The following is a 13,658-nucleotide window of genomic DNA, read 5'->3' on the forward strand; positions in this document are numbered from 1 at the left end:
GTAGTGAAGCCTAAAAGGGAACGGTGATTAGAAGATTTTCTCGCTATGATCATATTTTAAATCATGGACTATCATTACAAAATATTTTCTTGGCATTGAGGAGCCGATAAAAAGAGAAACATAACCACATCAGCTCAAGGGGACTATATTTTAAGTCAGCCCAAACCCCTATATTTTAGTCACTAATCAAAATTTTAGCAGTAGCTGTCGCATGTGCTGTGGTGTAGGAACGCATTGGCGCATCAGTGAAGCTATTATCTGCGGCTGTAATAATCTGACGCTGGGTACTATAACGTGAAGCGGGAAGGATAGAAGTCTCAATGTTATTGGACTGCGCAATAATTTTGGGATTGCTTGATGAATCATCCTGAATTGAGTTTGCACTCAAATTGACACCATTGAAATATAAATTACTATAACGACTGCTGACACGTCGTACATAATCTTGAGTTTCTTTAAAAGGAGGAATACCGCCATATTTGGCTACATTACCTTCACCTGCATTATAACCTGCCAACACCAAAGAAGTATTACCATTGAAACGTTTCATTAGCCAAGCCAAATATTTTGCACCTGCCATAATATTTTGATGCGGATCATAGGCGTTAGAAACGTTAAAGCGTCGTGCTGTAGCCGGCATAAGTTGCATTAAACCTTGAGCACCTACAGGCGATCGTGCATTGACATTAAAACCAGATTCCGTGTGCATGACTGCTTTAATCAGGCCTTCAGAAATACTATGTTGTGATGCTGCTTGTTTAATAATAGGATCGAATGCATTTTTATTGCGGCTATAACTGGGTAAAACCGCAGCTTCAGAACTGCCCCAATTGCTATAACTGTGGATATTACTGTCTGGATAATAGGTTTTTTTTTCAACTTTTAGATGGCTATAACGACTTTGTTTATTGGTCAGCAGGGTTGTACCATTTGATTCTTTCAATTGATAAATGGTTTGCCCAGCATAACTGTTTACAGTGACAGAATTAACGGTCACACACCCCAAAATATAAAGACCAAAGCTTATAAAATTATTTTTCATTTTTAGAGGGTAGAAAAATCTACTTAAACAGTTCAATCGCAGTTTAACAAAAAACCATCAGATAAAAAGGATTTTCAAAATTATTTCTCTTGAACTTTGTAAAAAAGCAAGGGCTAATCGCTGAGAGAATAATCAAAAAAAAAATTTAATTTATTTTTAATCGAGATTGCTTGACTAAGATAAGCTATTGATTATTAATTGAAAATAAATTGATCAAAAAATGATCAATTTAAAGAGAAGCCTTAAACAACCAGTCAGAGAACCTGTCAAGCCTTCTGAAATCCACAAAGTTATCCACAGGTTTTGTGGACAACTGTGGAAAAGTACAAACAGTAAGCGTTGAGCTTAAAAATTGAACTCAACAGGTCAAAATAACATGAGTTTAATGACATCAAAATGACATGGACATTCAATTTTTATTAATTGCATTCTTTTGATGCGAGAGAGAGCCGAATCGGATAAAATTATGCGGTATTTTTATTTATGGTTTATCTCGTCTATGTACTCGCCAGTTGAGTCTGCCCAAGGATTTAATTTCAAACCAGAATTGCCAACAAGTTCGGCATATTATCGTTTGTTGAAAAAGCTCCGCCGTCAAGTGGGTCACGCCATTCGTGATTTTAAAATGCTTGAGGAAGGTGACAAAGTGATGGTGTGTGTGTCTGGAGGGAAAGACAGTTATACCTTGCTTGATATTATGTTGCAGTTTAAGCGAATTGCACCCATTAATTTTGATGTGGTTGCGGTTAATCTTGATCAGAAACAACCTGGTTTTCCTGAAGATATTTTGCCGCGCTATTTAGAAGAAAATAATATTCCGTATTATATTCTGGAAAAAGATACTTATACGATTACCAAAAAATTAACCCCTGAAGGTAAAACCTATTGTGCGGTGTGCTCGCGTTTACGTCGTGGCTCACTGTATGGGTTTGCACAAGAAATTGGTGCAACCAAAGTGGCTTTGGGTCATCATCGCGATGATATTATGGCCACCTTCTTTTTAAACCTGTTCCATGGCGGCAGTTTAAAAGCGATGCCACCGAAACTGTTGTCATCTGACAAGAAAAATATTTTGATTCGTCCACTGGCTTATGTGGAAGAGAAAGACATTATTAAGTACGCTGAAATGCGCCAATTCCCGATTATTCCTTGTAATCTGTGTGGGTCGCAGGAAAATCTTCAGCGCGCGATGATTAACAATATGTTGCGTGAGTGGGATGAACAATATCCAAAGCGTTTGCACAGTATTTTTGGTGCGATGCAAAATGTTTCACCTTCACAATTGGCAGATCGTGAATTATTTGATTTTGAAGCTTTAGATGAACAACGCGAAATTGATTTCACAGGCAATGATGCAACTGAAGATGATGCACTGAATAAACGTATTAATATGGTTAATTTAGGTTTTGCAGTGGAATAATGTAATACTAGGCATCAGTTTTAGGACTGATGTCTAGATCATGTAATTGATTTATAATATAAATGTATAAGAATTATATAAATTGAACGTTTCGTTCAAAAAACTTTAAGCATAAAATAGTTTTACGTGCTATAACAGGCTTCAAGCGAAATAGCTTCACTTAAATGTGGTCTGGATAGGCCACAAATGAACTAATAAATTGAGGAAACATCATGCCTGCCTTTTTAACTGATGATTGGTTTTCAACTGTAGAAACTTTAACAGCACAAGCAGGTAATTTGAATTTACCACCTGCACTTGCGAATTTAGCCATTAATTTGGTGGTTGCAGACTCAAATGGCAATACAGATTTGTCTTTGGACAGCGGCACAATTAAAAAAGGTCTATCTTCAAATGCGAAAACAACATTGAATATGGATGGCGAAACGCTACGTAAAGTATTCCTAGAATTTGACATGGCAGCAGCTATGCAAGCATTCATGACAGGAAAAATTAAAGTTCAAGGTGATATGTCTCAGTTAATGGCTTTGCAAACGGCTAAACCAAGCCAAGAACAGAAAGATTTATTCAAAAAAGTCCTTGAGCAAACGTCTTAAGATTTTATGAATAAAAAAAGCTGAGTCATCTCGATGACTCAGCTTTTTTTATCACTTGATTCTATTAAATATTGACCAGTTGTGGCGTGGTTTTAATATGTTCCAAATATGAGCGAATACGCGTTACATATTGAACAGCTTGACGATAACGACCATTGCTGGCTTTGTTACGGTCTAAATAAGCGTAGAAATTTACCCAATTATTCGGATTTTTACCTTGAGCCTTAATTCGTTTTTGAATTTGGTTCACGGCACCTGGCCCCATATTGTAAGCCACCAGCGCATACCAATTACGGTCAGGAAAAGGAATATGCTGATAACGGCTCAACATTAAATCGTAATATTTTGCACCGCCTTGAATACTCTGCACAGGATCATTTCGATTACTGACACCCATTGCTTTAGCCGTATTGTTGGTCAGCATCATTAAACCACGAACGCCAGTAGGAGAAATGGAATTCGGTTTTAAATAGGATTCCTGATAACCAATAGCCGCCAATAGATGCCAATCTAAATCATACTTTTCAGCAGTTTTTTGAAAACTCGCCTTGTAAATAGGCATGCGCTGATTTAGATCACGTTGAATCGTATTCCAAGATTCTTCCTTAACTACATTCTGATTATAGAATGAAGCCAGTTGGCGAATCGCACCTGAGTTCTTACCCTGACAGATAAAACCACTTGCCGTTTGGGTCAGTGGATCATCTGCATGTTTAAATACCCAATTCAAATTGGTATTTAAGCCATTTGTTTGCAAACTACTAATATCACCACAAGTGGCTGAAAATGAAGTCAACTTGTTTTGTTCAATAATTCCCACATTGGCCGTGGTCATGGCAAAGTTTGCCTTACCTTGTGAAACCCATTTCAGTGCTGTGGCATTGTCAGCAACCGTTTTAAAGACCAATTTAACATTCAAACTATTGGCATAATTACGAGCTAAATCATAACCAAAACCGTGCAAATGTGCGCCATCTTTAAAGACTGTAGTTGAGTTTTCAACAGAAACAACGGTTAATTGTTTGTCGCTTACGACTGAATCATATTGAGATGATTTACTGGCATTGATACTGTGAAAAGGAACTAAAAGTGTACCAAATGCAAGAATTTTTAAAGAGAGAGAGAAAGTTAAAGAGTTAAGGCCAAGCCTCACTCCAGAAATTGAACTACTGTGCATGTTGTCTCCGCTACAAGTAATTTATGCCCTAAAAAGTAAAGACAAACATGCCTCAGACTTTTTTCAAGTTTGATAAATTCAATAAGGGTTGGGCAGTCATGACGTCATTCAAAAATGACATGGGATGAAGAAAAATAATGTAGAATTTCTACAAAGGTTAAAAAGTGATCAATTTAAAAAACATGCGCGCATAATAAAGCCGAAAAAAAGACTTGTCAAATTTTGTACGAATTTTTTTAATAAAATGTAACATAACTCATTAATATATCTTGAAAAATAATTTTATACACTTTAGTTATGTGTAAATAGTGAATAAAATAGCGCATTATTAACGACAAATTGTAAATCAATAGTCAGAATTATCATGAAATCTAACTTAATTACCCGCACTGGACATGATAAATTAGTCGCTGAATTACAGCAGTTATGGCATCAGGAACGACCGGAGATTACCCAAAAAGTAAATTGGGCGGCAAGTCTTGGCGATCGTAGTGAAAATGCTGATTATAAATACAATAAACAAATACTTAGAAAAATAGATCGTCGCGTTCGTTATTTAGGAAAGCGGTTAGAAGAGCTTAAAATTATCGACTTCTCTCCTGAGCAAACAGGAAAGGTTTATTTTGGTGCTTGGGTAGACATTGAAAATGAGCAAGGTGAGCTAAAAACCTTAAGAGTTGTGGGAGTCGATGAAATTTATGACCATCATCCCCAACATATTTCAATTGATTCTCCCATGGCACGTGCTTTATTGGGCAAACAAGTCAATGAAGAGATTGAAGTAGTAACACCTTTGGGTAAAAAAATATGGTACATCAATAGTATTCGTTATGAAATGCGCGAAAATATCACCCCTTAAAATATTTTGATTCTATTTTGATCGGTTGATGAGGGAAAAGTATAAAAGTAATTGCCAAAATTGAATTTTATTTATATGATAGCCGCCATTGGAAGCGTGGCAGAGCGGTTTAATGCACCGGTCTTGAAAACCGACGAGGGTTTACCCCCTCCGTGAGTTCGAATCTCACCGCTTCCGCCAAATATCAATGACTTAGCCCCGATAATAGGGGCTTTGTTGTTTTTGGGGGTTATGCAACGTAAGCCAATAGTAAACAGAATAAAAACTTATTTCGATTTTAAATTATTGCTCAAGACTAAATACAATCTCAAATTGGATACCATCCCAAATAGTTAATTCACCGATCCAATTTGTTTTTGCATTAAATCTTTTTGGATATTGGCTAGCGTCTTTACCATCTAAGATATTTTGAAAATCTGCACTGTCATTGAGCATTGCAATAATTGGTCTAATTTTTAGGTTTTCTTCTAAAGCAAGGTCAAGATTTTTCTTAAACTCATTACGTCCATTGCCAGACCATCTATCAATACGATCACGATAGACCTGTTTTTTTTCAGTTGGGTGTTTAGATAGTAAAGGTTTATGTCCCCACAAACTAACAATTAGCTCATTGTTGGAGTTGATTGAAGATACCGACCAATTTGGATTCTTAAGGTTAGCATTAAACTTTTTAAATTCTGAAACGATACCCACAAATATAGCCTTATTCAAATTTGCCCTTATTTAAGATATTCTGATTGATATAAATTACAAGTGTTTAAGGTTAATAAATGTCTGATACTCCAACCGTTTGGGGTGTACACATGGGTGTACATGTTGGAACTGAACCAGTTGAAAAAAATTATATTGGAATAGGGTGGTCAGAGTTAGGCGATTTAAGTCAGATCGAAGCAGATAGAGAGGCTTTTAAATTGGCACTGCAAGAGAGCCAGCCTGATTCGTCTATGCCTTCTATACGAACTCAAGTAGCCACAATATACAGATTCATGCATGTGGTAAAAACTGGAGATTATGTAGTTTATCCATGTAAATCTGATAGATTGGTATATATAGGTATTATTATTGGGGATTATGAGAGGGCTTTTTCAGCGGATGAAGATGCTTATTTAAATCGACGTCCTGTAAAATGGTTGACCCCCAATGGAGTCCCACGTAACAATTTTTCTCAAGTAGCGTTATATGAAATTGGTGCTTACATTACGTTATTTGAAATTAAGAAGACAGCAGCAGATTTTTTAAATGCTGTAGGGATTGAATACCAAGTAGCAATAAATAAAGATCTGAACCGTACCGGGTTTGTCGGAGACCAACTTTCTTGAGAGAATGTCCCAATGACAAAACCAAAATATACCCCTGAAATCAGAGAAAGAGCGATTCAATTATTGATTGAATCTGAAAAAGATTATCCATCGAATTGGGCTGCAATCACAGCAATTGCACCTAAGATTGGCTGTACTCCTGAAACACTACGTTCCTGGCATCAGAAGTATTTGAATCAACAGAATCCAATCAAAGTACAGCAGCTTTCAGACCAAGAACGCATTAAACAACTTGAACGCGAAAATAAAGAACTGCAACGCGCCAATGAAATTCTACGCAAAGCAGCCGCTTTTTTCGCCCAGGCGGAGCTCGACCGCCCACACAAATAATGGTGGATTTTATCCATAATAATAAAGAGCTGTACGGAGTCGAGGCGATTTGTAGAATTTTACCGATCGCACCTTCAACCTATTACCGGACTCTAGATCTCGCGGACAATCCAGAACATCGAGCAAAGCGAGATTTACATGACTTGCATCATGCTGAGGAGATTAAACGAATTTGGAAGGAAAGTTCAGGTCGGTATGGTGTACGTAAAGTCTGGCAAAAACTGAAACGTGAAGGCTATATTATTGCGCGCTGTACAGTTGCTCGATTGATGCAAAAACTAGGTATACAAGGTGTTTGGCGTGGTAAGAATAAACAAACTACCCGTAGCCGAGATGATCAAAAACGAGCAGATGACTTGGTGAAACGCAATTTTAGTGCTGATCAGCCTGACCCTTGCGAAGCAGTGCTTCTCAGGTCAGTGACTTTACGTATATTCAAACAAATTCAGGCTGGGTCTATACCGCCTTTATTATTGATGTGTTCTCACGAGCCATTGTTGGATGGAAAGTATCTACACGAATGAATACAGATATGGTGCTCGATGCATTAGAGCAAGCATTGCATGATCGAGGCATGCCAAAGAACGTGATTCATCATAGTGACAGAGGCGTGCAATATCTTTCCATTCGTTATACCAATCGTTTAGAAGCAGCAAATTTACGAGCATCAGTCGGTACGACCGGTGATTCATACGATAATGCTTTGGCTGAAACGGTGAATGGCTTATACAAAACAGAGGTGATTGAATATTTAAAAGCAGATTGGCAAGGTTTAGCGGATGTACAACTTGCGACATTAAATTGGGTAGATTGGTTCAACAAAAAGCGTGTACACAGTGCACTGGGTTATGTATCGCCTTTTGAGTTTGAAGCAATGTACTATGATAAGATTAACCCGTTAGGTCAGATGGCCTAACTTAAATAAAAAAGTCTCCGACAAACCCGGTACGGTTCATATTGATTCATCATCCTCATTGGTTTCTCAAGTCGAATGTAATTGAAAATGTAGATAGAATAGAATTAAAGAATCATGTTTGACTCACCTTAATTTCAAGTATCGTTCGTTTGTCTTTAAGATTAATAGCAGGGCTATTTTAGACAATTCTGGAGAGACTTACTTCTTCTCTATCACATTATGTTGCTAACGGTTCTAAGGCTATCTTTTGGAAAGAATATTTCTTATAAGACTGCGTCATATTCTGGCTTGAATTTTGCAATGATGTTCTGGCTTAAGTTTTAAAATACCGTTAAAAATGAGTACCACAACGAACGATTTTTCTCATCGCTTGAGCTTGGCAGATGATTTTTATCGCTTTTTTTTTGGAAACTATATTTTAATTAGAATGGAGCTAAAAGCACTAAAAAAAGCACTAAATACATGTTAATTTGAGTTGCTTAAAAGTAGGAAGATGCAATGAACCAGAGGAAGATGCAATGAAAGATGTAGGGATGAAAGCGGACAGCTATCGTACAGCAGTGGCCACAGGGATTTTACATGCACCGCCTCATTGCATTGAATTGTTGCGTAATGGCAATACCGATAAGGGCGATGCCTTAAAAACCGCTCGTATTGCGGGAATTTTAGCTGCAAAACGCACCGATGAGCTGATTCCACTTTGCCATCCACTGCCAATTTATCGTGCTGATGTAGAGTATGAATTGTTTGAAGCACATGTCGAGATTACCGCAGTGGTCGAAACCATTGGCCCAACAGGGGTTGAAATGGAAGCTTTAACCGCAGTTAGTCTTGCAGGTTTAACGCTCTATGACATGTTAAAACCGCATTGTGAACCCGAAGACCTCAGTTTAGATCAATGCAAATTACAAACGAAAAAGGGTGGGAAATCTCACTTTACGCGTGTGTTAAAGGAAACGTTGTCCGCATCGATTATTGTATTATCTGATACTGTCGCTGCAGGAAAAAAACCAGATACAGCGGGGCAAAATGTTTTAGAAATATTACAAGAAGCCAATTTTAGCGATATTGCATATCAAGTTATTCCAGACAGTCCAGAACAATTATTGGCTTTAATCGATCAGCAAAAAAATCGCTACCCGTTAATCCTGACTGTGGGTGGGACAGGACTGGGACCAAAAGATTTAACGGTGGAAACCATTCAGCCTTTATTAAAACGAGAAATTCCTGGATTGATGGAAGCTTCACGAAGTTTTGGACAAAGACGTACACCTTATGCTGCCTTAAGTCGTGGAGTGGCAGGCTATATTGATCAAAGTTTGGTCATGACTTTGCCGGGAAGTCGCCAAGGTGCCAAAGAGTCTCTCATTGCAATATTGCCGGCTTTGGTGCATTTATTTGATGTGCAAAAAAATATTCCGCACCAAGGTGGATATCAATAATGTCTGGATGTAGTGCAGAATCAGGTCTAATAACTGTCGATCAAGCTCTCGATTTAATTTTAGATAAAACCCAAGCTTTAGCGGTAGGGCAACTTGCCTTAAATCAGGCTCTAAATCACTATTTAGCAGAAGATATTTATTCTGAAATAAATCTACCTTTATTTTCACAAAGTGCGGTAGATGGGTATGCCATTTGTGCACAAGCTGAACTTGAGCCAAATGCTATTTTTGAATTAATTGGGGAAGTTCAGGCAGGACATCATTCGGCATTACAATTAAAGTTAGGACAAGCGGTTCGAATTTTCACCGGAGCAAAAATTCCTATAGGAACAACGACAGTTGCTCGGCAAGAAATAGTAAAAGTTCAAAGTTCATCTACCATTGCAATCACAGAAAATCTAAAAATTCATGCAGATATTCGTGATATAGGTGAAGAAATTGCCATTGGACAATTATTGGCGAAACAAGGTCAAAAGCTGTCTGTCGGAGCGATTGCCTCGTTAAGTATGGCAGGCGTTAAAGCGGTTCAAGTGTTTCAATATCCCAAAGTTGCTGTAGTGATCACGGGTGATGAAATTGCAGAAAATGTAGAAGATGTGGCGTCCGGTAAAATTTTTGATGCCAATGCACCGTTAATTCAAGCTTGGTTTGAAGCTTCAGGGCAACAAATTAAAATTTTTCATGTGGCTGATACAGAATTAGCCGTGCGCTTATTAATTCAAGATTTATCCGAACGTTATGATTTAATTTTAACCACGGGTGGGGTTTCAGTAGGCGATTATGATTTTATTCGGCCCGTAACGCTCAGTTTAGGTTTTGAAGAAATTTTTTGGAAAGTGAAGCAGAAACCGGGTAAACCAATGTTGTTTGCTCACCTTAAGCGAGAAGACCATTCATCTTGTTATTTACTGGGATTACCCGGTAACCCGGCCGCAGTCTATGTGGGTATGCAAATTTACACGACAACTGTATTGAATGCCTTACAGGGATACAAGCACCAACCGAATTGGTTCAGTGCGCTTTTAACTCATGACTTGAAAGTGGATGCTCGAGAACGTTTTTTAAGAATGTCAGCCAGTTTTGATCAAACCAGTTTGAAGGTTAAAAGTTTATCGAAACAACAATCACATATGCTCAGTAATTTAATGCATGCTAATTGTTTGGTGCGTATCCCAGCGGGAAAAAACATGCAGGAAGGTCAAATTGTGCAGGGCATGTTTATCGATTAAGGAGAAGAGCTTGATCAAAAAAATGGGATGTTTATTGGTTTTATCGGGGTTATTGTCCACTGCACAAGCAGGTACAGTGAAAGTGTATGCTGCGGCAAGCCTGACCAATGCGATGACGGATATTGTTCATATTTACGAAACACACTATCCAACCACAAATATTTTGCCTGTATTTGGTGCATCATCTGCTTTAGCAAAACAAGTGGAAGCGGGTGCCAGTAGTGATTTGTTTTTTTCGGCAGATCAGGATTGGGTCAATTATCTGGTTCAAAAGAAGGTGATCCACTCAAATGCTGTAAAGCCGTTGCTGTTTAATCAATTGGTTGCGATTAGTCCTCAAAATTTGAATATTGCATTTAAGGCCTCACCTGCATTTAATTTTGCACAATCCTTCAAAGGGCATTTGTGTACAGGGCAAATGGAATCCGTCCCTGTCGGAAAATATGCCAAGCAAAGCCTGATTAAATTGAATTGGTTCGAGTCTTTAAAAGGGCGAATTGTGGGCACGGATGATGTGCGCTCAGCTTTGGCTTTTGTAGAGAGAGGAGAGTGTCAAGTCGGTATCGTTTATAAAACCGATGCTTTAATCAGTCGCAAGGTCAAAATTATTGGCATTTTCCCCGCAAACTCACATAGTCCAATAGTGTATCCTTTGGCCTTGACCAAACAAGGACAAAAAAATAAAGAAGCCGTACAGTTTGAAAAATTTATAAAAAGCAGTAAGCAAGCCAAAGCGATTTTCCAAAAATATGGTTTCAGTGTTAAATCCTTAAAAGCTGGCTGAGGGATAAATCGAATATGTTCAGTCCCGATGAGCTGAGTGCCTTATATTTGTCTGCTAAAGTTGCAGGCTTTGCCACATTGTTTTGCTTACCATTTTCAATCGCGCTGGCTTGGGTGTTAGCGAGACATGAATTTCGCCTTAAATTTATGGTTGAAGCTTTATTACAATTACCGATGGTATTGCCGCCTGTTGTACTGGGTTACATGCTTTTGGTCTTGTTTGGCAATCAGGGATTTATTGGGAAAATTTTAAATACATTTGGAATTCAATTGGCCTTTAATTGGAAAGGTGCTGTTCTGGCTTCCATGATTGTGGCTTTTCCGTTGATGGTACAACCTATTCGCTTATCTTTTCAATTAATGAATCAACAGCTGGAGCATATTGCAGGTTCACTGGGCGCTGCACCAGGGAAAGTATTTTTAACGATTAATTTACCTTTGGCAATTCCTGGAATTGTGATTGGGAGTATTTTATGTTTTAGCCGAAGCTTGGGTGAGTTTGGTGCAACCATTACTTTTGTTGGCAACATTCCAAATGAAACGCGTACTATTCCAATTGCTATTTATTCATTTATGCAACAACCTAATGGAGAAACTATGGCCATGCGCTTAGTCGTACTGTCTTTGGTTTTAGCATTTTCAGCCTTGATCGCCAATTATTTTATTTTACAAAAATATCAGCGTAAATTAGGAGGTTGAAATGTTGCAATGCGATTTTAACTATCAACATGCCGATTTTATCCTGAAGATCAAACTGGATATGCAATCGCAACTTTTAGGGGTTGTTGGAGCATCAGGAAGTGGTAAAAGTACGTTTTTAAAAAATATTGTAGGTTTATTAACACCCACCCAAGGGTGTATTCAATTTCAACAGCAGATTTTGGTGGATACTGAGCAGAAACTTATTGTGCCCATGCATCAAAGAAAAATTGCATTAATTTTTCAGAATGCCTTGTTATTTCCGCATATGAATGTGCAACAAAACCTAAATTATGCAGTAAAACTGGTCCCTAAATCTGAGCGAAAATTTCAGTTTGAAGAAATGGTGAAATTATTAGAATTAAAAGGACTCCTTCAGCGAAAAGCACATCAACTTTCAGGTGGAGAAGCGCAGCGAGTATCGATTGGACGTGCTTTATTATCTTCACCCAATCTATTGCTTCTTGATGAGCCTTTAACGGGTTTAGACCATCAGCTCAAACAACACATTTTACCTTTTTTTAAACGAATACAAGATGAACTGAATTTGCCCATGATTTATGTTACTCATCACGAGCAAGAGTTGGTATTTCTAGACGCTCCTATTTTACAATTGAACCAAGGAAAATTAATAGAAGCTTGAAAATACTAAAAAATTGAAACGGTCTGGAGCTGAGAGATTTAAAAATAATCAGTTGTTCAATTCAGTTTGAGCTGCCAATCAATAAAAAATTGTCTGTGATAAGAAATGAAGTATTTTAAAAGTTAGAATTTCATCAGAATTTGTAGAGCCAATATCAGCTATCGATTAATTGGTTGCACATTTCATCTTAAAATATACATAGGGTATATTCCTAATTTTGAATGAAAGTTAGATGTTTTTTAAACATATTTTACTGAATTTAGGCCGTAAGCAATCTATTCTAAAATGCTAAATTTAAATAAGCATCAGGACTCAAATGAGAACTAGATTGCTTGATCATCATTAAATTAAAAGCATTTTTATTTTTATCGCTAGTTCATGCTATGCGCATCCTAACAATAAAGTATTGTATTGATCCCAGCTCAGGTGAATCCACTGTTTTTAAAAATAATTAGCATTTAAGCAGCTTGAGTAAAATTGAACTGCTGTAAATCTTTAGCGAGAATTACCTTGAAAAATAAAATTAATTTCCCTGATTTCCAGCCATAAAGTTTACTGAATTGATCATTTCTTGTACTAATTCTTCAAGGCTTATACTACGATTCATGAGCCATTCAGCCATCATTTCATTAATACCACCCACCATGGCTACAGCCAACCAGTAATAATTTCGTTCAGGGATTTTTTTTTCTTGCATGACGGTATTTAAAAATACCTGAACATAATTGACGATACTATGAATCACTTCACGACGACGTTGCTCGACAGTGGCACTCGCTCCAACCACTTCTAATACACCGATCTGAGCACGTCGTGTATCCGTTAAATAGTGAGTCACCAAAGCTTGAATGACTTGTTGTATTTTTTCCTGTATGTTTTGATGTTCAGCTTGAATGGCACTCAGTAGCCCTATTTGTAACTCTCCAACCATTTGGTTATAAACAGCGAGTAGTAAAGCTTCACGTCCCTGAAAAGATTGGTAAAAATGTCGAGTGGTGACTTTGGCTTCACTGCATAACGCTTCAATCGTGGTTTGTGCATAACCTTGTGTAGCAAACAGTTGCAAGCCTGCTTCTAATAAACGCTCATGCCGTTCCTGTGCACGATCTGTGGCACTTTTTTTCGCATAAATACGTTTAGCTGGGGCAGGTTGCTGTCTATCATTTAAATTTGACAAGAAATCTTTCCTAATATACTTTGCTA

General features: G+C 37.7%; 13 protein-coding genes, 1 tRNA gene, 1 pseudogene and 1 other annotated feature. Of the genes and pseudogenes, 11 read left to right on the forward strand and 4 right to left on the reverse strand.

Annotation, left to right across the window (positions count from 1 at the left end):
* Positions 1 to 175: 175 nt before the first annotated feature.
* Positions 176 to 1,042, reverse strand: coding sequence for a lytic transglycosylase domain-containing protein (locus H0S58_RS03990; RefSeq protein WP_195727211.1), 867 nt, complete (start codon positions 1,040 to 1,042; stop codon positions 176 to 178).
* A 499-nt stretch (positions 1,043 to 1,541) separates the two neighbouring features.
* Between H0S58_RS03990 and ttcA the strand changes: the two genes are divergently transcribed.
* Positions 1,542 to 2,462 carry a tRNA 2-thiocytidine(32) synthetase TtcA gene (gene ttcA / locus H0S58_RS03995; protein WP_053578415.1) on the forward strand — a complete coding sequence of 307 codons (921 nt, stop codon included), beginning with the start codon at positions 1,542 to 1,544 and terminating at the stop codon, positions 2,460 to 2,462.
* Between the two features lie 212 nt (positions 2,463 to 2,674).
* Complete coding sequence (locus H0S58_RS04000; RefSeq protein WP_053578414.1) at positions 2,675 to 3,058, forward strand: SCP2 sterol-binding domain-containing protein; 384 nt, start codon at positions 2,675 to 2,677, stop codon at positions 3,056 to 3,058.
* 64 nt (positions 3,059 to 3,122) lie between these two features.
* Here H0S58_RS04000 and H0S58_RS04005 read toward each other — a convergent pair whose 3' ends face one another.
* Positions 3,123 to 4,235, reverse strand: coding sequence for a transglycosylase SLT domain-containing protein (locus H0S58_RS04005; protein WP_195727212.1), 1,113 nt, complete (start codon positions 4,233 to 4,235; stop codon positions 3,123 to 3,125).
* Positions 4,236 to 4,599: 364 nt separating this feature from the next.
* Here H0S58_RS04005 and greB point away from each other — a divergent pair, with 364 nt between their 5' ends.
* Positions 4,600 to 5,094, forward strand: a complete 495-nt coding sequence (greB, locus tag H0S58_RS04010; RefSeq protein ID WP_195727213.1) for a transcription elongation factor GreB — start codon at positions 4,600 to 4,602, stop codon at positions 5,092 to 5,094.
* Positions 5,095 to 5,184: 90 nt separating this feature from the next.
* Positions 5,185 to 5,274 (forward strand) — tRNA-Ser (locus tag H0S58_RS04015).
* Between the two features lie 102 nt (positions 5,275 to 5,376).
* On the opposite strand, the gene H0S58_RS04020 is transcribed toward H0S58_RS04015, so the two are convergent.
* On the reverse strand, positions 5,377 to 5,805 hold the full coding sequence (locus H0S58_RS04020) for a hypothetical protein (protein ID WP_227592256.1): 429 nt from the start codon (positions 5,803 to 5,805) through the stop codon (positions 5,377 to 5,379).
* A 59-nt stretch (positions 5,806 to 5,864) separates the two neighbouring features.
* Between H0S58_RS04020 and H0S58_RS13780 the strand changes: the two genes are divergently transcribed.
* The 7 genes and pseudogenes from H0S58_RS13780 (at position 5,865) to H0S58_RS04055 (ending at position 12,455) form a co-directional block, all read left to right on the forward strand.
* Complete coding sequence (locus tag H0S58_RS13780) at positions 5,865 to 6,413, forward strand: restriction endonuclease (protein ID WP_227592257.1); 549 nt, start codon at positions 5,865 to 5,867, stop codon at positions 6,411 to 6,413.
* A gap of 12 nt (positions 6,414 to 6,425) precedes the next feature.
* Positions 6,426 to 7,659 (forward strand): annotated as a pseudogene (locus tag H0S58_RS04030) (IS3 family transposase).
* Positions 6,701 to 6,817, forward strand: a sequence feature (AL1L pseudoknot). Its footprint overlaps the pseudogene before it by 117 nt.
* 470 nt (positions 7,660 to 8,129) lie before the next feature.
* A complete protein-coding gene (gene moaCB / locus H0S58_RS04035; protein ID WP_227592258.1) occupies positions 8,130 to 9,101 on the forward strand; it encodes a bifunctional molybdenum cofactor biosynthesis protein MoaC/MoaB in 972 nt (323 codons plus the stop codon).
* The gene (locus H0S58_RS04040; RefSeq protein ID WP_195727216.1) at positions 9,101 to 10,330 is read left to right on the forward strand and encodes a molybdopterin molybdotransferase MoeA; all 1,230 of its coding nucleotides are present in this window, start codon (positions 9,101 to 9,103) and stop codon (positions 10,328 to 10,330) included. The genes moaCB and H0S58_RS04040 overlap by 1 nt, the downstream gene beginning before the upstream one ends.
* Positions 10,331 to 10,352: 22 nt before the next feature.
* Positions 10,353 to 11,114, forward strand: coding sequence for a molybdate ABC transporter substrate-binding protein (gene modA / locus H0S58_RS04045; RefSeq protein WP_195727557.1), 762 nt, complete (start codon positions 10,353 to 10,355; stop codon positions 11,112 to 11,114).
* A 14-nt stretch (positions 11,115 to 11,128) separates the two neighbouring features.
* Positions 11,129 to 11,812: a molybdate ABC transporter permease subunit gene (gene modB, locus H0S58_RS04050; protein WP_195727217.1), complete on the forward strand. Its 684-nt coding sequence runs from the start codon at positions 11,129 to 11,131 to the stop codon at positions 11,810 to 11,812.
* A 1-nt stretch (position 11,813) separates the two neighbouring features.
* Positions 11,814 to 12,455 (forward strand): ATP-binding cassette domain-containing protein, encoded by a 642-nt coding sequence (locus tag H0S58_RS04055; protein WP_195727218.1) that lies wholly within the window; start codon positions 11,814 to 11,816, stop codon positions 12,453 to 12,455.
* A 523-nt stretch (positions 12,456 to 12,978) separates the two neighbouring features.
* Here H0S58_RS04055 and H0S58_RS04060 read toward each other — a convergent pair.
* Entirely contained in the window at positions 12,979 to 13,632 is a 654-nt protein-coding gene (locus H0S58_RS04060) for a TetR/AcrR family transcriptional regulator (RefSeq protein ID WP_195727219.1), read from the reverse strand.
* Positions 13,633 to 13,658 lie beyond the last annotated feature (26 nt).

Source organism: Acinetobacter sp. TTH0-4 (assembly GCF_015602665.1).
GTDB classification, from domain to species: domain Bacteria; phylum Pseudomonadota; class Gammaproteobacteria; order Pseudomonadales; family Moraxellaceae; genus Acinetobacter; species Acinetobacter albensis.